The sequence below is a fragment of the Kribbella sp. NPDC023972 genome (assembly GCF_040639075.1).
Lineage (GTDB): Bacteria > Actinomycetota > Actinomycetes > Propionibacteriales > Kribbellaceae > Kribbella.
Window position 1 is genome coordinate 771,916 of sequence record NZ_JBEZZH010000002.1, and the last position, 22,171, is coordinate 794,086.

At 69.4% G+C, this 22,171-nt stretch carries 19 protein-coding genes; 10 read left to right on the forward strand and 9 right to left on the reverse strand.

From position 1 onward, the window contains the following. Positions 1–2: 2 nt before the first annotated feature. Genes AB0F43_RS12830 through AB0F43_RS12850 form a run of 5 tightly spaced genes read left to right on the forward strand, consistent with a single transcriptional unit; the run spans position 3 to position 7,464 of the window. Positions 3–308, forward strand: coding sequence for a sarcosine oxidase subunit delta (locus AB0F43_RS12830; protein WP_360474413.1), 306 nt, complete (start codon positions 3–5; stop codon positions 306–308). Beyond that, positions 305–3,193, forward strand: coding sequence for a sarcosine oxidase subunit alpha family protein (locus tag AB0F43_RS12835; RefSeq protein WP_360474415.1), 2,889 nt, complete (start codon positions 305–307; stop codon positions 3,191–3,193). Before AB0F43_RS12830 ends, AB0F43_RS12835 begins: the two co-directional genes overlap by 4 nt. Next, the gene (gene soxG / locus AB0F43_RS12840) at positions 3,186–3,800 is read left to right on the forward strand and encodes a sarcosine oxidase subunit gamma family protein (RefSeq protein ID WP_360474417.1); all 615 of its coding nucleotides are present in this window, start codon (positions 3,186–3,188) and stop codon (positions 3,798–3,800) included. Before AB0F43_RS12835 ends, soxG begins: the two co-directional genes overlap by 8 nt. After that, the gene (locus tag AB0F43_RS12845) at positions 3,800–5,170 is read left to right on the forward strand and encodes an L-serine ammonia-lyase (protein WP_360474419.1); all 1,371 of its coding nucleotides are present in this window, start codon (positions 3,800–3,802) and stop codon (positions 5,168–5,170) included. Before soxG ends, AB0F43_RS12845 begins: the two co-directional genes overlap by 1 nt. Then, entirely contained in the window at positions 5,170–7,464 is a 2,295-nt protein-coding gene (locus tag AB0F43_RS12850) for an FdhF/YdeP family oxidoreductase (RefSeq protein WP_360474421.1), read from the forward strand. The genes AB0F43_RS12845 and AB0F43_RS12850 overlap by 1 nt, the downstream gene beginning before the upstream one ends. Before the next feature lie 99 nt (positions 7,465–7,563). Here AB0F43_RS12850 and AB0F43_RS12855 read toward each other — a convergent pair whose 3' ends face one another. Together AB0F43_RS12855 and AB0F43_RS12860 are read right to left on the reverse strand one after the other, a co-directional pair. Beyond that, positions 7,564–9,153, reverse strand: a complete 1,590-nt coding sequence (locus AB0F43_RS12855; protein ID WP_360474423.1) for a BCCT family transporter — start codon at positions 9,151–9,153, stop codon at positions 7,564–7,566. A gap of 296 nt (positions 9,154–9,449) precedes the next feature. Beyond that, the gene (locus tag AB0F43_RS12860) at positions 9,450–10,301 is read right to left on the reverse strand and encodes an IclR family transcriptional regulator (protein WP_360474424.1); all 852 of its coding nucleotides are present in this window, start codon (positions 10,299–10,301) and stop codon (positions 9,450–9,452) included. Between the two features lie 175 nt (positions 10,302–10,476). Here AB0F43_RS12860 and AB0F43_RS12865 point away from each other — a divergent pair, with 175 nt between their 5' ends. From AB0F43_RS12865 to AB0F43_RS12880, 4 genes are read left to right on the forward strand one after another with little or no spacing between them, the layout of a single operon-like run. Further along, positions 10,477–11,664, forward strand: a complete 1,188-nt coding sequence (locus AB0F43_RS12865) for an FAD-dependent oxidoreductase (RefSeq protein WP_360474426.1) — start codon at positions 10,477–10,479, stop codon at positions 11,662–11,664. A gap of 11 nt (positions 11,665–11,675) precedes the next feature. Beyond that, positions 11,676–12,611, forward strand: coding sequence for a bifunctional methylenetetrahydrofolate dehydrogenase/methenyltetrahydrofolate cyclohydrolase (locus AB0F43_RS12870; RefSeq protein ID WP_360474428.1), 936 nt, complete (start codon positions 11,676–11,678; stop codon positions 12,609–12,611). Beyond that, positions 12,608–13,513 (forward strand): dihydropteroate synthase, encoded by a 906-nt coding sequence (folP, locus tag AB0F43_RS12875; RefSeq protein WP_360474430.1) that lies wholly within the window; start codon positions 12,608–12,610, stop codon positions 13,511–13,513. The genes AB0F43_RS12870 and folP overlap by 4 nt, the downstream gene beginning before the upstream one ends. A gap of 5 nt (positions 13,514–13,518) precedes the next feature. Continuing rightward, positions 13,519–14,388 carry a methylenetetrahydrofolate reductase gene (locus AB0F43_RS12880; RefSeq protein WP_360474432.1) on the forward strand — a complete coding sequence of 290 codons (870 nt, stop codon included), beginning with the start codon at positions 13,519–13,521 and terminating at the stop codon, positions 14,386–14,388. On the opposite strand, the gene AB0F43_RS12885 is transcribed toward AB0F43_RS12880, so the two are convergent. The 6 genes from AB0F43_RS12885 to AB0F43_RS12910 all read right to left on the reverse strand — a co-directional run bounded on the left by AB0F43_RS12885 (position 14,321) and on the right by AB0F43_RS12910 (position 20,290). Further along, positions 14,321–15,619, reverse strand: a complete 1,299-nt coding sequence (locus tag AB0F43_RS12885) for a cysteine desulfurase family protein (protein ID WP_360474434.1) — start codon at positions 15,617–15,619, stop codon at positions 14,321–14,323. The two genes, AB0F43_RS12880 and AB0F43_RS12885, sit on opposite strands and share 68 nt — an antisense overlap. Positions 15,620–15,645: 26 nt before the next feature. Continuing rightward, positions 15,646–16,266, reverse strand: coding sequence for an MBL fold metallo-hydrolase (locus AB0F43_RS12890; RefSeq protein WP_360474436.1), 621 nt, complete (start codon positions 16,264–16,266; stop codon positions 15,646–15,648). 5 nt (positions 16,267–16,271) lie between these two features. Next, complete coding sequence (locus AB0F43_RS12895) at positions 16,272–17,357, reverse strand: S-(hydroxymethyl)mycothiol dehydrogenase (RefSeq protein ID WP_360474439.1); 1,086 nt, start codon at positions 17,355–17,357, stop codon at positions 16,272–16,274. A 31-nt stretch (positions 17,358–17,388) separates the two neighbouring features. Beyond that, a complete protein-coding gene (purU, locus tag AB0F43_RS12900) occupies positions 17,389–18,255 on the reverse strand; it encodes a formyltetrahydrofolate deformylase (RefSeq protein ID WP_360474442.1) in 867 nt (288 codons plus the stop codon). 370 nt (positions 18,256–18,625) lie between these two features. Then, complete coding sequence (locus tag AB0F43_RS12905; protein WP_360474445.1) at positions 18,626–18,826, reverse strand: cold shock domain-containing protein; 201 nt, start codon at positions 18,824–18,826, stop codon at positions 18,626–18,628. Positions 18,827–18,913: 87 nt separating this feature from the next. Beyond that, complete coding sequence (locus tag AB0F43_RS12910; RefSeq protein ID WP_360474448.1) at positions 18,914–20,290, reverse strand: MFS transporter; 1,377 nt, start codon at positions 20,288–20,290, stop codon at positions 18,914–18,916. A gap of 52 nt (positions 20,291–20,342) precedes the next feature. Between AB0F43_RS12910 and AB0F43_RS12915 the strand changes: the two genes are divergently transcribed. After that, the gene (locus AB0F43_RS12915; protein ID WP_360474451.1) at positions 20,343–20,948 is read left to right on the forward strand and encodes a CGNR zinc finger domain-containing protein; all 606 of its coding nucleotides are present in this window, start codon (positions 20,343–20,345) and stop codon (positions 20,946–20,948) included. On the opposite strand, the gene AB0F43_RS12920 is transcribed toward AB0F43_RS12915, so the two are convergent. Then, positions 20,909–22,060, reverse strand: a complete 1,152-nt coding sequence (locus AB0F43_RS12920; protein WP_360474454.1) for a Cmx/CmrA family chloramphenicol efflux MFS transporter — start codon at positions 22,058–22,060, stop codon at positions 20,909–20,911. The genes AB0F43_RS12915 and AB0F43_RS12920 overlap by 40 nt on opposite strands. Positions 22,061–22,171 lie beyond the last annotated feature (111 nt).

Genomic DNA, 22,171 nt, shown 5'->3' on the forward strand with positions numbered 1-22,171 from the left:
CGATGCTGCAGCTGAACTGCCCATGGTGCGGCCCGCGGGACGAGACCGAGTACCACTACGGCGGCCAAGCCCACGTCCCCTACCCCGAAGACCCGAGCGCCCTCACCGACGAGGAATGGGCGCAGTACCTGTTCTTCCGTGACAACCCCAAGGGCCCGTTCGCCGAACGCTGGGTCCACACCGCCGGCTGCCGTCGCTGGTTCAACGTCGTGCGCGACACCCGGACCTATCAGGTCCTCGCCGTCTACACCAACACCGACCGGCGGCCGGCGGTCGGCGCCGGATCCGAAGCAGGAGAGCCGCGATGAGCACCCAGTCCCGCCGCCTTCCCACCGGAGGGCGGATCGATCGCGACACCGTCTTGACCTTCACCATCGACAACGTCGAGTACACCGGACACCCGGGCGACACCGTGGCGTCGGCGCTGCTGGCCAACGGGCAGGTGCGGGTCGGTGACTCCATCTACCGCGGCCGGCCCCGCGGGATCATGGCCGCCGGTGTCGAGGAGGCCAACGCCTTGCTGCAGATCGGCGGCGACTACCCCGAGCCAATGGTGCCCGCGACCACCCGCGTCCTGACCGACGGCCTCACCGCCGCCACGCTGTCCGGACTCGGCGTACTCGACCCGATCGCCGACGACGCCAGCTACGACAAGAAGTTTCTGCACACCGACGTACTCGTCGTCGGCGCCGGGCCGGCCGGACTTGCCGCGGCCTTGTCCGCGGCGCGGTCCGGGGCCCGAGTAGTGCTGCTTGACGAGCAGTCCGAGCTCGGCGGGTCCCTGCTGTCGAGCCGGCACGAAGAGGTCAACGGCCAAGCCGCCCGGGACTGGGTCGCCGAGGCCGCCCGGGCCTTGGCCGCCGAGCCCGAGGTCACCGTCCTGCCTCGCACCGTCGCGTTCGGGTCGTACGACGACAACTACGTGCTCGCGGTGCAGAACCGCACCGTCCACCTGTCCACCCCGGCGCCGAGCGGCGTCTCGCGGCAGCGGGTGTGGCACCTCCGCGCCCGTCAGGTTGTGCTGGCCACGGGTGCCCACGAGCGGCCCTTGGTCTTCGCCGGCAACGACCGCCCCGGCATCATGCTGGCGAACGCGGTGCGCTCTTACATCAATCGGTACGCCGTCAAGCTCGGCGAGAAGGCCGTGGTGGCCACCACCAACGACAGCGCCTACGACACCGTCGAGGACCTCCTGGCCGCCGGAGTCGAACTGGTCGCCGTGCTTGACGCCCGCGACGTCATCTCCGAGCGTGCCGCCGAGATCGCCGCCCGGGGTGTCCGGGTCCTGCCCTGCAGTACTGCGCAAGGTACCGAGGGTGACCCGGACACGGGCCTGCTCACCGCGGTCCACGTGGGGACCCTCGACCACTGTGACCAGGCCACCTCCTGGGAGACGCTCGAGTGTGACCTTCTCGCCGTCTCCGGCGGCTGGAGTCCGGTCGTCCACCTGCACAGCCAGCGCGGCGGACAGCTGCGCTGGGACGACCAGTTGGCGGCCTTCGTCCCTGACGGCGCGATCAGGGGCCAGCAGGTCGTCGGAGCCGCGGCCGGCACCTTTACCTTGGACGACGGCTTGCGCGAGGGCGCCAGCGCCGGCGCGGCCGCTGCCACCCGGGCGGGGTTCGCGGTTCAGCCGCTGCGCGTGAGCGGCACCGCACCGCTCCGGGGGGCTGGGGAGGTTCGCCAGTTGTGGCTGGTCCCCGCCACTGAAGGCGACCCGACGGAGTGGGACGAGCACTTCGTCGACCTGCAGCGCGACCAGACCGTCGCCGACGTGTGGCGGGCCACCGGCGCCGGGATGCGCAGTGTCGAGCACGTCAAGCGTTACACCTCCATCGGCACGGCGAACGACCAGGGGAAGACCTCTGGCGTCAATGCCATCGGGGTGATCGCGGCCGCTCTCGGCGGACCGGGTATCGGCGAGATCGGGACGACCACCTACCGGGCGCCGTACTCGCCGGTGTCGTTCGCGGCGCTGGCAGGACGCGAACGCGGCAAGCTCTTCGACGTCGAGCGAACCACCCCGATCCACCGCTGGCATGTCGAGCACGATGCCGTGTTCGAACTGGTCGGCCAGTGGCTGCGCCCTCGCTACTACCCGCTGCCGGGTGAGGAGATGGACGCCGCGGTGGACCGCGAGTGCCGCCAGGCCCGCACCGGCGTGGCCATGATGGACGCCTCCACCCTCGGCAAGATCGAGGTCAGCGGGCCCGACGCGGGCGAGTTCCTCAACCGGGTCTACACCAACGCGTTCAAGAAGCTGGCCCCCGGCTCCGCCCGGTACGGCGTGATGTGCAAGCCCGACGGCATGGTGTTCGACGACGGTGTGACGCTGCGCCTGTCCGAGCACCGCTACTTCATGACCACCACCACCGGCGGCGCGGCCACGGTGCTGGACTGGCTGGAGGAGTGGCTGCAGACCGAGTGGCCCGAGCTGGACGTGTACTGCACCTCGGTCACCGAGCAGTGGTCGACCATCGCCGTGGTCGGCCCTCGTTCCCGCGAGGTCATCGGACGGCTGGCGCCCGACCTGGACGTCAGCAACGAGGCGTTCCCGTTCATGACACTTCGGGAGACCACACTCGCCTCCGGAGTGCCGGCCCGCATCTGCCGCATCTCCTTCTCCGGCGAGCTGGCCTTCGAGGTCAACGTGTCCGGATGGTACGGGCTCGCGGTGTGGCAGCAGATCTACGCCGCCGGCCAGGACCTCGGCATCACGCCGTACGGCACCGAGACCATGCACGTCCTGCGGGCCGAGAAGGGGTACCCGATCGTCGGGCAGGACACCGACGGCACGGTCACCCCCCAGGACGCGGGGATGGAGTGGATCGTGTCCAAGCAGAAGGATTTCATCGGCAAACGTTCCTACTCCCGCCCGGACACCCAGCGCACCGACCGCAAACAGATGGTCGGAGTACTTCCGCTGGATCGGACGACGGTGCTGCCTGAGGGCAGCCAGCTGATCGCGGCGGGTACCCCGCTCGACGGCATCGATCCGGTCCCGATGCTCGGACACGTCACGTCCAGCTACCACAGTGCGGCCCTCGAGCGGACGTTCGGACTGGCCCTCGTCGAAGGCGGCAGGGACCGGATCGGTGAGGTGCTGGTGGCACCGGTCGGCGACCAGTTGGTCGAGGTCGAGGTGACCTCCTCCGTGCTCTACGACCCCGAAGGGACCAAGCGAGATGGCTGACCTCACAGTGCAGCGCAGGAGCCCCCTGGCCGACCTGACGCTGGACCTCCGCGAGGGTGCCGTCAGCGGTGACCGGCACGTGTCGCTGACGGAGCGTCCCTACCTGACCATGGTCGGCCTGCGGGTGGACCCGAGCTCGCCGGCCGCGGCCGCTGTCGAGGGCGTGCTGGGCACGAACCTGCCCCGATCGTGCGGCCAGGTCACCGCGAACGCCGGCCATCACCTGCTCTGGCTCGGCCCCGACGAGTGGCTCATCGTCTCCGAACTCGAGCCTGGCGCGTTGCTCGAGGCGCTCCTCGACGCCGTCGGTGACGCCCATGCCGCCGTCGTGGACCTTTCCGCGAACCGGACTGTTCTCGAACTCTCTGGCCCGGCCGCCCGGTCGGTGCTCAGCAAGGGATGCCCGCTGGATCTGCATCCTCGGGCCTTCGAGGCCGGCCGGGCGGTGTCCACGACGTTGGCCCGGATGCCGCTGCTGTTGTGGCAGATCGGCCCCGATACGTATCGTCTGCTGCCGCGCTCGTCGTTCGCGCAGTACGTCGCCGCCTGGCTGCTGGACGCGATGCAGGAGTTCGGCTCCGGCTTCCGGGACGGCGTGAACTCCTGATGGCCTTGTCCGCTTTCGATCTCTACTCGGTCGGTATCGGGCCGTCGTCCTCGCACACGGTCGGGCCGATGCGCGCCGCGAAGCGGTTCGCCGACGGCCTGGCCGAGACAGGCCGGCTGTCTGAGGTCCGCTCACTCCGAGCCGAGTTGTTCGGCTCTCTCGGCGCGACCGGACACGGGCACGGCTCCCCGAAGGCCGTCGTACTCGGTCTGGAGGGTGAGGACCCGGCGACCACTGACACCGAGCGGGCCGACGCGCGGATCGACGAGATCCGGGCTGGTGGCTCCTTGCTGCTGGCCGGCAGTACGCCGGTCCGGTTCGACGTGGACAACGACCTGATCATGCATCGCCGCAAGAGCCTGCCGGTCCACCCGAACGGGATGACGTTCGCTGCCTTCGGCGAGGCCGGCGCCGAGATCACCCGGCACACCTACTACTCCGTCGGCGGCGGCTTCGTCGTCGACGAGTCGGCCACCGGCGCCGACCGGGTCGTGGTGGACGACACCCAGGTCAAGTTCGGGTTCAGCAGCGGGGAGGAGCTGCTCGAGATCTGCGCCCGGGAAGGGATGTCGATCAGCGATGTGATGCTCGCGAACGAGCAGGCATGGCGCACCGAGGCGGAGATCCGGGCCGGGATGCTGCACCTGTGGTCGGTGATGGCCGAGTGCGTCGAGCGCGGTTACCACCGCGAGGGCGTGCTCCCGGGTGGTCTCCGCGTCCCGCGGCGGGCGCCCGGCCTGTACCGGGAACTGACGGGCAAGTCGGAGGCCGACCCGTTGCACGTTGTGGACTGGGTCAACCTGTACGCGCTGGCGGTCAACGAGGAGAACGCGTCGGGCGGCCGGATCGTGACGGCGCCGACCAACGGCGCCGCCGGGATCATCCCGGCGGTCCTCCACTACTACGTCCGGTTCGTGCCGGGCGCCAACGACGACGGCATCGTGCGGTTCCTGCTCACCGCGGCCGCGATCGGGATCCTGTTCAAGACCAACGCCTCCATCTCCGGCGCCGAGGTCGGCTGTCAGGGTGAGGTGGGGTCGGCCTGCTCGATGGCGGCCGGCGGTCTCGCCGAGGTCCTCGGCGGTACGCCACCCCAGGTGGAGAACGCCGCCGAGGTCGGCATCGAGCACAACCTCGGGCTGACCTGCGACCCGGTCGGCGGACTGGTGCAGATCCCGTGTATCGAGCGGAACGCGATCGCCTCGATCAAGGCGATCAACGCCGCACGGCTCGGTATCAACGGCAACGGCAGCCACAAGGTGAGTCTGGACAAGGCGATCAAGACGATGCGGGACACCGGCCGGGACATGAAGACCAAGTACAAGGAGACCGCTCGCGGCGGTCTGGCCGTCAACGTCATCGAGTGCTGATGGGGAACGACGAAGGCCTGCTCGGGTCCGCGGACGAGTCGAGCCTGACAGTTGACCACCCGCACGACCACGCCGCCGGGCTGACCGCAGTCAAGGTGGCGATGCAGCGGGCCTGGAAGGAGATGGGCCCGGTCCGCACCGCGCGGACGCTGCTGCGCCTCAACCAGACCGACGGCTTCGACTGTATGAGCTGCGCGTGGCCCGACCCCGACCCCGAACACCGGCACCGTGCCGAGTTCTGCGAGAACGGCGCGAAGGCGGTCGCCGAAGAGGCCACGAAAGCCCGGGTCACGCCCGCATTCTTCGCCGAGCACAGCATCAGTGACCTGCTCGGCCAGACCGACCACTGGCTCGGAAAGCAGGGGCGGCTGACGCACCCCATGGTCAAGTGGCCCGGCGCCGACCACTACGAGCCGATCTCGTGGGATCGGGCACTGCAGGTGGTGGGCGACCACCTGCGGGATCTGGCGTCCCCGGACGACGCGGTCTTCTACACCTCCGGCCGCGCCTCCAACGAGGCCGCGTTCGTGTACCAGTTGTTCGTACGCGCGTTCGGGACCAACAACCTGCCCGACTGCTCGAACATGTGCCACGAGTCCAGCGGTGTCGCGCTCATCGACACCATCGGTATCGGCAAGGGCAGCGTCAGCCTGGAAGACCTCTACCGGGCCGACCTGATCGTGCTGGCCGGCCAGAACCCCGGGACGAACCATCCGCGGATGCTCTCCGCCCTCGAGACCGCCAAGAAGCGCGGCGCCCGCATCATCTCGATCAACCCGCTGCGCGAGGCGGGCCTGGTGAACTTCCACAATCCCCAGAACGCGCGGGGTGTACTCGGGCGTGGAACCGATCTGACCGACCTGCACCTGCAGGTCCGGCTCAACGGTGACCTCGCGCTCTTCCAGGCCATCGGGGCGCTCCTGGTCGAGTGGGATGCCCTCGACCACGACTTCGTCGCCGGCTACACCGTGGGGTTCGCGGAGTGGCGCGACCACGTCACGAAGGTGGACTGGGACCAGGTGCTGGCAGTCACCGGGCTGTCCCGCGAGGAGATCACGCAGGCAGCCCGGATGGTCGCCGACTCCGACGCCACCGTCTACTGCTGGGCGATGGGCCTCACGCAGCACCGCAACGCGGTTGCCACCATCAAGGAAGTCGTCAACCTCGCCCTGGCCCGTGGCGACATCGGGAAACCTGGCGCCGGTCTGTGCCCGGTGCGCGGCCACTCCAACGTGCAGGGCGACCGCACGATGGGGATCTGGGAGAAACCGCCGGCCGAGTTCCTCGACGCCGTGGCCGCCGAGTACGGCTTCGAACCGCCCCGGCACGACGGCTACGACACCGTGGAGTGCATCCACGCCATGTTGGCCGGCAAGGCGTCGGTGTTCGTCGCCCTCGGCGGCAACTTCCTGCATGCCGCACCGGACACGGCCCTGACGGCAGAGGCGCTGGAGCGTACGGCGCTCACCGTGCAGATCTCCACCAAGCTGAACCGGTCCCACCTGATCACCGGAAGGACCGCCCTCATCCTGCCGACGCTGGGACGCACCGAACGCGATGACCAGGCGGCCGGGCCGCAGTTCATCAGCGTGGAGGACTCCATGTCGGTGGTGCACGCCTCCCGCGGCCGGCTCGATCCGGCCAGCGAGCACCTCCGCTCGGAGGTGGCGATCGTCACCGGTATCGCCCAGGCGACGCTCGGTACCGAGTCGGTGGTGGACTGGGCTGCACTCGGCGCGGACTACCGGCTGATCCGGGCCGGCATCGAGCGCGTGGTGCCCGGGTTCGAGGACTACGAGGAGCGGGTCTCGCGCCGTGGCGGCTTCGTGCTGCCGCACCCGCCGCGGGACAGCCGCACCTTCACCACCGACTCCGGGAAGGCCCACTTCACGGCGTCCCCGATCGAGACTCTCGAGGTGCCTCCCGGTTGCCTGGTCCTGCAGACGTTGCGCGGCCACGACCAGTTCAACACCACCATCTACGGGCTCAGCGACCGTTACCGCGGAATCGAGGGCGGTCGCCTCGTGGTGATGCTCAACCGCCGGGATCTGCGGGCGATGGGTCTGCGTGCCGGTGACCTGGTCGACATCGTCGCCTGCTGGGACGACGGCCGGGACCGCCGCGTGCGTGACTTCCGTGTCGTCGAGTACGACACCCCGGTCGGTACCGCCGCCGCCTACTACCCCGAGACCAACCCGCTGGTCCCGCTGGACTCCGCCGCCGAAGGCAGCAACACGCCGACGTCGAAGTCCGTCGTCGTACGGCTCGAGCCGTCGGCCACCATCCGCCCCTGACCGGGACCTCTGATCCGTCCACTGCTGAACGCGACGATGGGCCGGGAGACACGAGCCGCGAACGGCCTGTGTCTCCCGGCCCATCGGTGATGGAGCGGATCAGACTGTTGTCTTGGGCAGGGGAGCCTTTCCGTTCGGCTCCGCCGGGACCAGTTCGGCCGCCTCGACGGGGCGCGTCGACGAGCTCGCCCGCCGGCCGGGGCTCGGCGGCGGGTCGGGCTCGTTCCGCAGTTCCTTCACCAGCGAGACCGCCGCGCCCAGCATGATGAAGACGAACGGGAAGGCGGCCAGGATGCACAGCGTCTGCAGGGCGGCCAGACCACCGGCCAGCAACAGGATCGCGGCCACCGCACCGGTCATGACGCCCCAGAAGATCGTGATCATCGCCCGCGGGCTCCGGCAGCCCCGGCAGGACAGGATGCCCATCACCAGTGCGGCCGCATCGGCTCCGGAGACGAAGAAGAATGCGACCAGGATGACCACGATCAAAGCGGTCAGGCCGAACCAGGGGTACTGGCGAAGCACCTGGAACAGCGCCGTCTCCTGGCCCTGCGCCAAGGCAGCGGCGAGGTCGGTGCCACCCAGCTGCAGGTGGATCGAGGTGCCGCCGAGGATCGAGAACCAGACGAAAGTGACCAGGCTCGGTGCGAGCACGACACCGAGGACGAACTCGCGGATGGTGCGGCCCCGGGAGATGCGCGCGATGAAGGTGCCCACGAACGGGGTCCACGACACCCACCAGGCCCAGTAGAAGATCGTCCACGAGCTGAGCCAGTCCTGGCCGCCGAACGCGCCGGCCCGGAAGCTCATCGGCACGATCTCGTACAGGTAGTCACCGACCGACTCGGTGAAGGTGCCGAGGATGAAGACGCTCGGACCGACGACGAAGAGGAAGAACAGCAGCGCGACGGCCAGCACCATGTTCGTGTTGGACAGGTACTGGATGCCACGGTGGACGCCGCTCACGGCCGAGATGATGAAGGCGACGGTGAGCAACGCGATGATGATGATCGCGACCGGCGTCGACTTCGGCACGTTGTAGAGCTGGCTCAGACCGGAGTTGATCTGCAGGGCGCCCAGGCCCAGCGAGGTGGCGGATCCGAACAGCGTGGCGATGATCGCGAACGTGTCGATGGCGCGGCCGGTGCCGCCCTCGGTCCGCTTGCCCAGCAACGGGAAGAACGCGGAACTGATCAGGTTGGCACGGCCGTGGCGGAAACAGAAGTACGCCAGGGCCAGGCCGACCACCGCGTACATCGCCCACGGGTGGATCGCCCAGTGGAAGAACGAGTACTGCATGGCGAGCTGGGCCGCCGCCTGCGTGTTCGGCTCGGCCTGCCCCAGCGGGGGCTCGGCCAGGTGGGACAACGGCTCGGCCACGCCGTAGAACATCAGGCCGATGCCCATTCCGGCGCTGAACATCATCGTCACCCAGCTGACCGTGCTGAACTCCGGCCGTTCGTCGTCGCGGCCCAGCCGGATCCGCCCGTACCGGCTGAAGGCGAGGACGAGCGACAGCGCGACGAACGCCGTACTCGCCAGGACGAAGAACCAGCCGAAGCTGCTGATCACCCAGTTGAGCGCCTTGGACGAGACCTCGGCGAGGCTCTCGTGGTCGACGATGCCCCACAGGACGAAGGCGACGACCAGCCCTGCGGAGGTGAACAAGACGATGCGGTCGGCGGGCAACCGCGCTGATCGTGCTTCTGTCGTGGGGGGCGAAACGGGAGTTGTCGCGGTCATGACGGTGTCCATTCGGCGGGGTCAGGGTCCGGCTTTGACTGTAAGACGGTGTTGTGTGATCCGCAACAACTCGCTTCAGATGAAACAGTCGAAAAGTATGTGTGATCTGCTTCACACTGTTGGCCGGGCCTGACAAAGCACTGCGGCCACCTGTCGGAGTGATGACAGATGGCCGCAGATGAGTGGCGAAACGCGTGCGGTGTGTGGTCGCCCGGGGGGCGCCGCGCGCCGCTGGTTGTCTCCTAGCCGGCGGCAGTCTCGGTGCGGGACTGGTCTCGGTCGAGGTAGCCCATCCGGCGGCTGATCCGCGCGCCGGCGGCCTTGAGGTCCTCGGTCTGCGCCTTGATGGTCGCCCTGTCCATCCGGTAGGCGGGTCCGGACGCGCTCAAGGCGCCCACCACCGCTCCGGTGTGGTCGCGAACCGGCACCGCGGCGGCGTTGAGGCCGGTCTCGAGCTCCTCGAACGCGGTGGCGAAGCCATCCGCGCGCACCTGGCGCAGCTCCTCGAGCAACGCCTTGCGGGAGGTGATCGTGTTCTCGGTGAAAGCCTCGAGTCCGGCAGTGTCCAGGATCTCGTCCCGCTCCTGCTCGTCCAGAAAGGCGAGCAGCACCTTCCCGCTCGAGGTGGCGTGCAGCGGAGTCAGCTGGCCGACCCAGTTCTGGCTGGCGATCGCGGCCGAGCCGAGGGCCTGCAGTACGTGGACCGCGTAGTGCTCCCGCACCACGGCGATGTTGATCGTCTCGTCGAGGCGTGCGGCCAGTTCGTCGACGACCGGCTGGGCCTGGCGAACGATGTCGAGCCGGGTCGGGATGGCGCCGGCCAGCCGCAGTACTCCGAAACCGAGCTGGTACTTGCCGCGCTCATGGTTCTGCTCGACCAGATCGCGTTCCTCGAGGGCGGCGAGCAGGCGGAAGGCTGTGGATTTGTGGACCCCGATCTCGGCGGCGACCTCGCTGACCCCGGCGCTGCCTTCGCGGGCCAGGATCTCCATCACGGTGATCGCCCGGTCCACCGACTGGACCCCGCCGGCCGAATCGCCGCCCGCGCCGCGGCCAGTCCCTCGAGCGTTCCCAGTCTGCTTCCCGTTGCTCATAACGCAACCTTACGTGACAAGGGTTCACAATCCCGGGACGGGCCGGGTTTGTGAGCCGGATCATCGAGGGGTTGCGCAAGGCGCACCGGCACCCCTTGACAGTCGGTGGACTCACCGGGAGTCTGTTGCGCATAGTGCTTCAGGTTGTGTTATCCGCATCAAGGTGGAGACTCTTATGAGAACCGTCACCGTTGTCGGCGCGTCCCTGGCCGGCCTGTCCGCGGCCCGCGCCCTGCGTGATCAGGGGTACGACGGCCGCCTGGTGATCGTCGGTGACGAGCCGCATCGGCCCTACGACCGGCCGCCGCTGTCGAAGGACTTCCTGGCTGGCAAGATCGAGGCCGACGTACTGGCGCTGGAAGACTCCGACGACGACCTCGACGCCGAGTGGCTGCTCGGGACGCGGGCGGTCTGCCTGGCCACCCGCACCCGCGAGGTCGTGCTCAGCGATCGAACCCGGGTGCGCAGCGACGGCGTCGTGATCGCGACCGGCGCTCGCGCCCGGCCCCTGCCGGCCACGGAGTCGCTGGCCGGCGTACACCTCCTGCGGACCCTCGACGACGCCGTCGGTCTGCGGGCCGACCTGGTCCCGGGCAGCCGGCTGGTCGTGATCGGTGCCGGATTCATCGGCGCCGAGGTCGCGTCGACCGCGCGTGCTCTGGGCCTGGAGGCCACCGTCGTCGAGGCGATGACCACGCCGCTGGCCGGACCGCTCGGTGCCGAGATGGGTGCCGTCGTCTCGAGGCTGCACGAGCACCACGGCGTGCGGCTGCTCTGCGGGACCGGGGTGAGTCGCCTCGCCGGCCGGCAGCGGGTCGAGGCGGTTGAGTTGGCTGACGGCACAGTACTGCCCGCCGACGTCGTGGTGGTGGGCATCGGCGCCGTACCGAACATCGAATGGCTCATCGGCTCGGGTCTTGCCCTCGGCAACGGGCTGGAGTGTGACAGCGAGGGCCGGACGAATGTCTCCGGCGTCGTCGCCGTGGGCGACTGCGCGTCCTGGCACGAACCCCGGCTGGGTCGCCCGCACCGCGTCGAGCACTGGACCGGCGCGCTCGAGCGGCCCGCGACCGCAGTGTCCAGCCTGCTGCGCGGCGACGCCGGTGCGCCCGATCTGACCAAGTCCACCAACGCCCCGTACTTCTGGTCCGATCAGTACGACGTCCGCATCCAGTTCGCCGGCCATGCCGCCGGCGCGGACTCAGTGACCGTGGAGGAGGGCTCCGTGGAGAGCCGCAGCCTGCTGGCTGTCTACCGGCGCGGGGAGGTCCCGGTCGCCGTCCTGGCGATGAATCAGCCGCGTCTGTTCGGACGGTGGCGGCGCCAGCTCAACTCCGCCGCGGTTCCGACTGCCATTCACTGAAGGAGGGAGCCGTGGCTACCGCGACGAGGATCGACGGGAAGCGGGTCGCTGCCGAGATCAAGCAGCAGCTCACCGCCCGCGTCCAGTTGCTGCATGCCCAAGGGGTTCGGCCCGGCCTGGGCACCATCTTGGTCGGTGACGACCCCGGCAGCCGCGCCTACGTGGCCGGGAAACACCGCGACTGCGCCGACGTCGGAATCGCCTCCCTCCGGGTGGAGCTGCCCGCCACGGCGAGCCAGGCCGAGATCGACGCCGCGGTACGTCGGCTCAACGACGACCCGGACTGCGCCGGCTTCATCGTCCAACTGCCGCTGCCGCCGCACATCGACACCCATCGTGTCCTGCAGCTCATCGATCCGGACAAGGACGCCGACGGCCTGCACCCGACGAACCTGGGCAAGCTGGTGCTCGGCATGCCCGGTCCATTGCCCTGTACGCCGCGCGGCATCATCGAGTTGCTTCGCCGGCACGACGTACCGATCACCGGCTCGCGGTTCTGCGTGATCGGCTGCGGGCTGACCGTCGGACGGCCGCTCGGGTTGATGCTGACCCGGCCGACCGAGCACGCCACCGTGACCCTGTGCCATGTCGCCACCGTCGACGTGGCGGCCCACACCCGCGCCTCGGATGTTGTGGTCGCGGCTGCCGGTGTCGCCCACCTGGTGAAGCCGGACTGGGTACGACCTGGCGCGACTGTGCTCTCGGTGGGCATCACCCGCACGATCGAGGGGATCCTTGGTGATGTGCACCCGGAGGTCGGTGCGGTCGCGGGCAAGGTCAGCGGCGCCACCGGCGGAGTGGGGCCGATGACCCGCGCCATGCTGCTGACCAACATTGTGGAGATCGCCGAGCGCGGCCTCACCGGCAGCTGCCACAGTGCAGCACTTGCCGGGTCCGGCAGCGTCCAGAGCCCTGGACTCGCGGCCGTCGCCGCTGAGCCGGCATGAACGCGCCGCTGGGACCACTCGGAGCCGCCTCGGGCGGTCGCTGCCTGGTGATGGGCATCATCAACGTCACTCCCGACTCCTTCTCCGACGGTGGCCGCTTCCTCGACACCAGCGCCGCGGTCGCGCACAGCCTCCGCCTGGTGGCCGACGGCGCGGACCTGGTCGACGTCGGCGGTGAGTCGACTCGGCCGGGTGCGGGCCGGGTGAGCGAGGAAGAGGAGCTGCGCCGCGTCGTACCGGTCGTGGAAGCGCTTCGTGGCTTCGGCGCCTATGTGTCGGTGGACACCATGCGATCCCGTGTCGCTGCCGCGGCGGTCGCAGCCGGCGCCGTACTGGTGAACGACGTCTCCGGTGGTCTGGCCGACCCCGCCATGCTTCCGTTTCTTGCTGACGCCGGAATCCCTTGTGTGCTGATGCATTGGCGGGCTCACTCGACGGTCATGGACCAGCACGCCAACTACGGCAGTGTGGTCGAGGAGGTGCGTAGAGAGCTCGCGGACCGGTGCGAGGCTGCGTTGGCGGCCGGGATCCAGGAGGACCGGATCGTGCTCGACCCAGGCCTGGGGTTCGCCAAGACCAACGAGCACAGCTGGTCGGTTCTGGCCGGGCTGCCCCGCCTGCTCACGCTCGGGTTCCCGGTCCTGGTCGGCGCCTCGCGCAAGCGGTTCCTCGCCGAGTGCTTGGACTACGGAGGCCTGGACGGCGCGCAGCCAGTGCACCGCGACGACGCGTCCGCCGCTGCTGCGGCCCTGGCTGCTGCTGCCGGTGCTTGGGGGGTCCGGGTGCACGCAGTATCGGCGGCAGCTGCGGCGACCCGCTGTGTCAGCCGGCTGCGAGCTGCAACGCCTGATGCGACCTCCGAGTCAGTGCGTACGCCGGCCTTCGCGCCAGGTCAGGGGTGAGTCGGATGAGTCGCCTCATGCTCATGCGGAGTGGTACCCGTGCCGCCGTACTGCACCGTCTCCTGACCCACGCCCGCTACGAGGTTCTGCCCACCGCGAAGATCGAGGCCGTCGTCGCCGAGCATCTGCCAGTCGGGCGGACGGTGACCGTGACCGCCTCACCCACCAAGGGCCTGGAGGCGACGCTGTCCTTGTCCGAGCGGTTGGCCGGCCGGGGCTATGACGTGGTGCCACACCTGGCAGCGCGGATGGTCTCCGGTCGCGTCGAGCTGAGCGACATCGTCGGCAGGCTGCAGCAGGCCGGGATCACGACGGTCTTCGTCCCGGCCGGCGATGCTGATCCGGCCGGACCGTACGTGGGGGCGCTGGATCTGCTGGAGGACCTGGTCGCGATCGGCAGTCCCTTCGCCCAGGTGGGGATCACCGGCTACCCGGAGTCCCATCCGGCCATCCACGACGACGTCACGATCCAGACGATGTGGGACAAGCGACGGTACGCGACCCAGATCGTCAGCAACCTGACCTTCGACCCGCGAACGCTGGCCTCCTGGGTACGTCGCGTCCGTGCCCGCAGCGTCACCACACCCATCCTGGTCGGCCTTCCGGGACCGGTGGAACGCACCAAGCTGCTGAGCATGGCGACGAGGATCGGTGTCGGGGAGTCGACGAAGTTCCTCGCCAAGAACACCGGCATCTTCACCAGGATCGCGGCGCCGGGCGGCTATGACCCGCTGCGGTTCCTGGCCCGGGCGGCGAGCGTTCTGGGAGACGAGGGCATGTACGTCCAGGGCCTACACCTGTTCACCTTCAATCAGGTCGCGGAGACCGAGGCCTGGCGGAAAGAGCAGTTGGCGCGCCTGGCAGGCGACCGCTGACCGAAGAATCCGCAAGCCCGGCCGACCGAAGCCTTCTCAAGGCCGGGAGGCCGCTCGCGCGAGCGCGTTCCACCACCGGACCGATCGCCCGTACGAATGCGTCGACGTCGGCCTGCGTGGAGGTGTGCCCGAGTGTGAGCCGCAAAGAACTGCGGGCTTCCGCCTCGGCGAATCCCATCGCGAGGAGGACGTGGCTGGGCTGAGCCACCCCGACCGAGCACGCCGAGCCGGTCGACGCCTCGATACCGCGCGCATCCAGCAGCATCACCAGCGAGTCGCCCTCGCACCCGGGGAACTGCAGGTTCGCGTTGTTCGGCAGCCGCCGGTCGAGGCGCGACTCGTGACCGCTCACCCGAACCCCCGCAACCGTCTGGCGGACCTGCTGGACGAGGTCGTCGCGCAGAGCCGACAGCCGGATGGCATCGCTGTGCTGCCGCTTGACCGCGATCCCGATGGCGGCCGCGAATCCCACGATCAAGGCCGTACCCACGGTGCCGGACCGGAGGACGCGCTCCTGGCCACCTCCGTGCAGCAACGGGGTGACGCCGACCGTTCGGCGGACCACGAGTGCTCCTACGCCGGCCGGTCCGCCCAGCTTGTGCGCCGTACAGGTCAGCGCGTCGACACCGCTGGCGGCGAAATCGACGGGCACCTGCCCGACCGCCTGGACCGCGTCGGTATGCACGGGGACGCCGTACGCATGGGCGAGCTCGACGGCCTGCCGGATCGGCTGCAGGGTTCCTACCTCGTGGTTGGCCCACATGACGCTGACAAGCGCGACCGAGCCCGGGTCTCGTTCGATCGATGCGCGCAGTACGTCGGGGTCGAGCTCGCCGTGGCGATTCACCGGCAGCAGCTCGACCTCGGCCCCTTCCTGGACCGCCAGCCAGCGCAGCGTGTCGAGTACTGCGGGGTGCTCGACGGCAGTGCTCAGGATTCGGCGACGACGAGGCTCCTCCCGACGTCTCGACCAGTAGATGCCCTTGATCGCCAGGTTGTCGGACTCGGTGGCACCCGACGTGAACACGACTTCGCCCGGCCGTGCGTTGAGCGAGTCGGCAACCCGCTCGCGGGACTCCTCGACCGCCCGTCTCGCGGTGCGGCCGGATGAGTGCAGGGACGAGGGGTTGCCGGTCCGGGTGAGCTGGCGCGTCATGGCCGCGACCACCTCGTCGTACATCGGTGTGGTCGCCGCGTGGTCGAGATAGACGGTTTCTCGGCTCTCGTTCATCGCGTCCCAGAGGTGTGCCGGTCCCGTCAGTGGCCGCGGGCGATCCACGTCTCGAGCGCGGGGAGCTCTGCCGCCACGGTCGTGTCATCACCGTGGCCGGTGTGTACGACCGTTGCCGGCGGCAAGGTGAGCAGCTTGGTGCGGATCGAGGTGATGATCGTGGGGAAGTCGCTGAACGATCTGCCTGTCGCGCCGGGTCCTCCCTGGAACAAGGTGTCCCCGGTGTAGACCGCCTCCAGGTCGGGGGAGTAGAAGCAGCAGGCGCCAGGCGCGTGGCCAGGGGTGTGCAACGTCTCCAGCCGTACGCCGCCGACCTCGAAGACGACGCCGTCCGCGAGCTCGCGGTCCGGAGCGAACGAGTGCACCCGGTCCCACAGCACCCGGTCGGCGGAATGCAGGTACGACGGTGCACCCGTGGCGGTGGTCAGTTCGCTGACGGCGCCGATGTGGTCGTCGTGAGCGTGGGTGAGGAGCACTGCCAGCACTCGCCTGCCGTCGATGGCTTCGAGGATCGGCTTGGCGTTGTGGGCGGCGTCGATGACCACGCACTCGTGGTCGTCGCCGATCACCCAGACGTTGTTCTCCACGTCCCAGGTGCCGCCGTCGAGGCTGAAGGTGCCGGCCGTGACGACCCGCGTACTGCGCACCGCGCTCACAGCTCGACCACCGACCGGAGGACATCGCCGGCGTGCATCTTCTCGAACGCCGTCTCGACGTCCTTGAGCCCGATGGTCTCGGTGACGAATGCCGACAGCGGGAAGCGGCCCTGCTGGGCGAGGTCGACCAGCATCGGGAAGTCGCGGGAGGGCAGGCAGTCGCCGTACCAGGAAGACTTCAGCGCACCGCCGCGCCCGAAGATCTCCAGCAGTGGCAGGGTGATCTCCATGTCGGGTGTCGGAACGCCGACCAGGACCACGGTTCCGGCGAGATCGCGGGCGTAGAAGGCCTGCTCGTAGGTGGCGGGCCGGCCGACGGCGTCGATGACCACGTCGGCGCCGAATCCGCCGGTGAGGCGGCGAATCGCCTCGACCGCGTCCTCGTCGCGCGAGTTGACGGTGTGCGTCGCGCCGAAGTCTTTGGCCCAGCTCAGCTTCCGGTCGTCGACGTCCACCGCGATGATCGTCGAAGCGCCGGCCAGGGCGGCGCCGGCGATCGCGGCGTTGCCCACACCGCCGCAGCCGATCACTGCGATCGAGTCGCCTCGGGTGACGGCACCGGTGTTCACGGCCGCGCCGAAGCCGGCCATGACGCCACATCCGAGCAGCCCGGCCGCGGCGGCGGATGCCTGCGGGTCGACCTTGGTGCACTGGCCGGCCGCGACGAGGGTCTTCTCGACGAACGCGCCGATGCCGAGCGCGGGGGACAGCGGAGTGCCATCGGTCAGCGTCATCGGTTGGGAGGCGTTGTGGGTGTTGAAGCAGTACTGCGGCTTGCCCTTCGCGCAGGCGCGGCACTGGCCACACACCGCGCGCCAGTTCAGCACCACGAAGTCGCCGGGGGCGACCTCGGTGACATCCGCGCCGACGGCCTCCACGACACCGGCGGCCTCGTGACCCAGCAGGAACGGGAACTCGTCGTTGATGCCGCCCTCCCGGTAGTGCAGGTCGGTGTGACACACACCGCAGGCCTGAACCCGGACGACAGCCTCGCCCGGGCCCGGATCGGGCACCACGATGTCGACGACCTCGACAGGTGCTCCCTTGCTGCGGGCGATGACTCCCTTGACCGTGGCGGGCATGGCTCTCCTTCTGGCAGTTCTGGCGGCTGGTTCAGCGGAAGACGACAGTGCGGTTGTGATCCAGGAGGACTCGGTGTTCGCTGTGCCAGCGGATGGCGCGGGCGAGGACCTGGGCCTCGACATCCTGCCCGGCGGCAGTCATGTCCGCGGCATCCAGCGAGTGGTCGACCCGTACGACGTCCTGCTCGATGATCGGGCCTTCGTCCAGGTCTGGGGTGACGTAGTGCGCGGTGGCGCCGACGAGCTTGACGCCGCGCTTGTGCGCCTGGTGGTAGGGCTTGGCGCCCTTGAAGCTGGGCAGGAACGAGTGGTGGATGTTGATCGCGCGACCCTCGAGCTTGTTGCACAGGTCGTTCGAGAGGACCTGCATGTAGCGGGCGAGGACGACGAGGTCGACGTCGAGGCTGTCCACCAGTTGCAGCAACTGGGCTTCGGCCTCGGGCTTGGTGTCGGGCGTGACCGGGATGTGGTGGAACGGGATCCCGTTCGCCTCCGCCACCGGCTGGAAGTCGAGGTGATTGGAGACGATGGCCGGGATCTCGATGTTCAGCGCGCCGGTCCGGGTGCGGAACAGCAGGTCGTTCAGGCAGTGCCCGAAGCGGGAGACCATCAGCAGCGCCCGCGTCGGCGTGTTCGCGTCGTGCAGTTGCCACGCCATCGCGAACTGCCCGGCGACGGCGGCGAAGTCCCGGCGCAGCTGGTCCAGGTCCGCGCCGTCCACGCGGAACTGGACCCGCATGAAAAAGGTGTCGGTGAGCCGGTCGTCGAACTGATGGCTGGCGTTGATGTTGCCACCGTGCTCCATCACGAACCGGCTGACGCCGAAGACGATCCCGGGCGCCTCGGAGCAGGTCAGGGTCAGGACGTACTCGTGTCCGGCAGGAGGCCGAGGCGCCATCACAGTTCTCCTTTTGCGTAATGCACAACAGGACGAGCGATACGCAACAGCCTGCCGGGTCAACGGCGGATTGGTCAAGGGCGTATTCGGCCCGTTCTCACCCCGGCCCCGGAGCCCGGGTCCACGGGGCACGCGGAATCGAGTCCCGGCAGCGCCGGAGCCGGCCGCTGGAAGCCGGTTGTCACCGTTCGCTGCGTCAGGAAGCACCGCCGGGCGGCGCGGAGGTCGCGGTTTGGCGGTCCCGGAAGCGCGGGTATCCCGCGGGGCCTGGTGCGGAGTGTGCCGGGTGCCGGGTGCCGGGTGCGGCAACCTACGCCAGGTATGCCGCTCTTGGGTGCCGACGGTGGCGCCGGGTGTGGGAGTGGTGTGGTCAGACCGGAGTGACGGCGTCGGCCTCGCGGCCTTTGGGGCCGTCGACGATCTCGAACTCGACCTGCTGGCCGTCCTCGAGGGTCTTGTAACCGTCGGAGACGATCTTGCTCCAGTGGACGAAGACGTCGTCCTGGCCTTCGACGGCAAGGAAGCCGTAGCCCTTGTCGGCGTTGAACCACTTCACGGTGCCGCGCACCATCGAAACTCCTGTGACAACGGGGCCCGCCTTCACCCGGACCCCTCGGGTACTCGCCCACCGGCCGAAGCCGCTGGAGCGCACCAAAGCCTAGCGGAGTTCGTCCGCGGTACGCCGTACTGCCCTGGGGACTGTGAACGCCGCCACGGCGCCGGCGAGTGCGACGACGATGCCGATCAGGAAACCGAGCCGGTAGCCGGTCATCGGGTCGTCGGCGGCGGTGACGGGTGCGCACAGGGCGAGGCCGAGGGTGGTGCCGAGCTGCGCCGACGAGGTGAGTACGCCGGCTGCGACGCCACGCTGGCCTTCGACGACTTCCGCCGTACCGGCCGTGGTTGACGACACCGATGCGAGGCCGAGGCTGAGGCCCATCACGGTGAAGGCGGCGAGTAGGAGGGCCAGTGGCACACCGTCTCGGGGGATGAGTAGCAGGAGTGCTACGCCGAACGCGATGCCGGTGAAGCCGGCGAGCAGCATGCGGCGTGTGCCGTGGCGCAGGGCAGCGCGCGGACCTGCCAGCGAGCCGCCGATGACGGCCAGGTTGAAGGCCGGGAAGATCAGGCCGGCCTGGGCGGGTGGCAGTTGAGCCTGTACGTAGAGCGCGGCGGTGAGCATTGGTGGAGATGTCGATGCGGTGACCGCGGCTGCGGTGAGGTTGCCGCCGAGTACGCCGCGGGTCCGCGCGAGGCTGCCTGGCGTCAGCGGCTGTGGTGAGTGCCGCTCGACCTTGGCGAACAGAGCGAGTAGTGGCGCGGCTCCTGCCAGGGCGGCCCAGCCGCGAGGGGTGGTCGGGTCGTGGGCGATCTCTGACAGGCCGAGTGCCGTCAGGGCGATGCCTGCGGTGACGAGGGCGGCGCCGGGCAGGTCCAGCGTGCGGACGGGTGTTGTCCGGCCGCGGCCGGGCAGGGCCCGGAAGCTCACAACGAGAGCTAGTAGGCCGATCGGGACGTTGACTGCGAAGACCCAGCGCCAGCCGCCGAGCTGGGTGAGCACGCCGCCCAGCACCCATCCGCTGGCGCCGCCGCCTGCACCGGCTGCTGTCCACCAGCCGAGGGCGCGTCGCGCGGCCTCAGGCGACAGAGCTTCGGAGAGCGCGGCCAGGGCGGCTGGTGCGAGGAGGGCGGCGCCGGCACCCTGGACAAGGCGGGAGACGATCAGGGCGGCCGGTGACCACGCCAGTGCGCAGCCGAGCGATGCGGCGGTGAACGCGATGAGTCCGGCCCGGAACATCCGCCGCGGTCCGGCCAGATCCGCCGCCCGGCCGCCGAGGATGAGCAGTCCGGCCAGCGTGACCGTGTAGGCGGTGAAGACCCACAGCAGGCCGACCGGTCCGAAGCCGAGCTCGGCATCGATCGCGGGCAGCGCCATCGTGACGATCGTGGCGTCGAGCACCACCACGAACTGGGCCACACAGACGACCGCCCAGCCACCGGCTCGCACAGGGGTGTTTCCGGTCAAATCGCTCATGCCGGAAACAGTGCCCAGCGCTTCCGATCGCAAACTGGTAAAATGCATTTTGATGGAAACAGTCCAGCTGCCGGAGGGCATCCGCCCCCTCCCGATCGTCGCGGGTGATCTGGCCCTCGACTTCGCCAACACGGTCGACGACCCGCTTGGCCCGGAGCGGCACGACCACATCGCCACGTACCACGGCCTCCTGTGGTGGTCCCTGCGCCAATCCCTGCTCACCGAGCCCGAGGCGGATCGACTCCTCCACACCGCGGCCCCCCGGCCGGCAGCCGCGGTGGTCCGCCGAGCGCACTCGTTGCGCGAAGCAATCAACCGCACAGCAGGTTCGATCGCGGATGGTGGCGAGCTCGAGGGATGGGAGGACCTGCGGCCGTTCGTGACTGCGGCTGTCGATCGGATGGAGTTGGCGGATCTTCGGCCCTCCTGGCGTTTCGAGCGGTTGGAGTCGCCGTTGTGGCCGGTGGCTCAGGCCGCGTACGGGTTGCTGACCGGGCCGCGCGCGGGGCGGATCAAGCGGTGCGCCGGCTGCCCGTGGTTGTTCCTGGATCAGTCGAAGAACGGCAGCCGGCGCTGGTGCTCGATGGAGATCTGCGGTACGTCGCAGAAGGTCCGGCTCTACGTGTCGCGCCGAGCCGCGCGCCGAGGCCAGAGCTGACCCGCCGCGGCCAGGCAGAGCGCCGTACCGACCAAGACAGCGCTGACCCACAGGGGTGCGCGGTAGCCGGTCAACGTGATCGCCGCACCACCGAGCAAAGGGCCGAGGGCGGCGCCGACGTTGAGCGAGGCGGTGGCCAGGCCGCCGGCCAGCACAGGTGATTCCGAGCCGGCGTAGAGGGCGGACGCGATCAGCGTCGAGCCGACGGCGAACGAGAACAAGCCTTGCGTGAAGACCAGTACGACGGCCGCAGCCGGGACGGACGCGGTCACCGCGAACACGCACCAACCCAGCAACAAGGTGCCCCCAGCAACGAAAACCAGACGCGGGTCGCGACGGTCGGCATACCGGCCCGCGACGGTGACGCCGGCGAACGAGCCGACGCCGAACAGCGCGAGCATCGCCGGCACCCACCCGGCCCCGAGGCCGGTCACCTCGGTCACCACCGGCGCGAGGTAGGTGAACGAGCAGAACGTTGCCCCATTCACCAAAGCCCCGAGCAACAGCAGCACGACGAGACGCCGCTGAACCACTCGCAGTCCGCCGGCCGTGGCCGGACCGCCAGTACGGGAAGCAGGCACCGCGCGCAGGATCGCGATCAACGCCGGGACGGAGATGATCGCAACCGCCCAGAACGCGGACCGCCAGCCGAAGTGCTGGCCGAGCAGAGCGCCGCCCGGTACGCCGCCGATGCAGGCGAGCGTCGTACCGCCGAGCAGGACGGAGGTCGCGCGGCCCTTGGCGTCCGGTCGCGCCAGGCTGGTCGCCGTGGCGAGCGCGATCGCGAGGAATCCGGCGTTGGCGAGGGCCGCGAGCACGCGGGTGATCAGCAGCATGGTGAAGCTGGTCGTGACCGCGCCGATCACATGGACCAGCAGGAACACGGTCAACGTCACCAGCAGCGTGCGGCGGCGCGGCCAGCGGGCGCCGAGCACGGCGATCGCCGGTGCGCCGACGATCATGCCGACCGCGAACGCCGAGGTGAGCCAGCCCGCGGTGGGGATCGAGACGTCCAGTTCACGAGCGATGTCCGGTCCGAGACCGGACAGCATGAATTCAGAAGTCGCCTGGGCGAACACGGCCAGCCCAAGCAGATACAGCACGAAAGGCATGAGGAAGCTCCGCAACCACGTCGATGAGGTGCGGCAGGACGGATCGCCTGCCGGGCATCGCCGGCGGTTCGGGTGCGGGAGTGCCACCGAACGGCCGGTGGCTACGGTCTG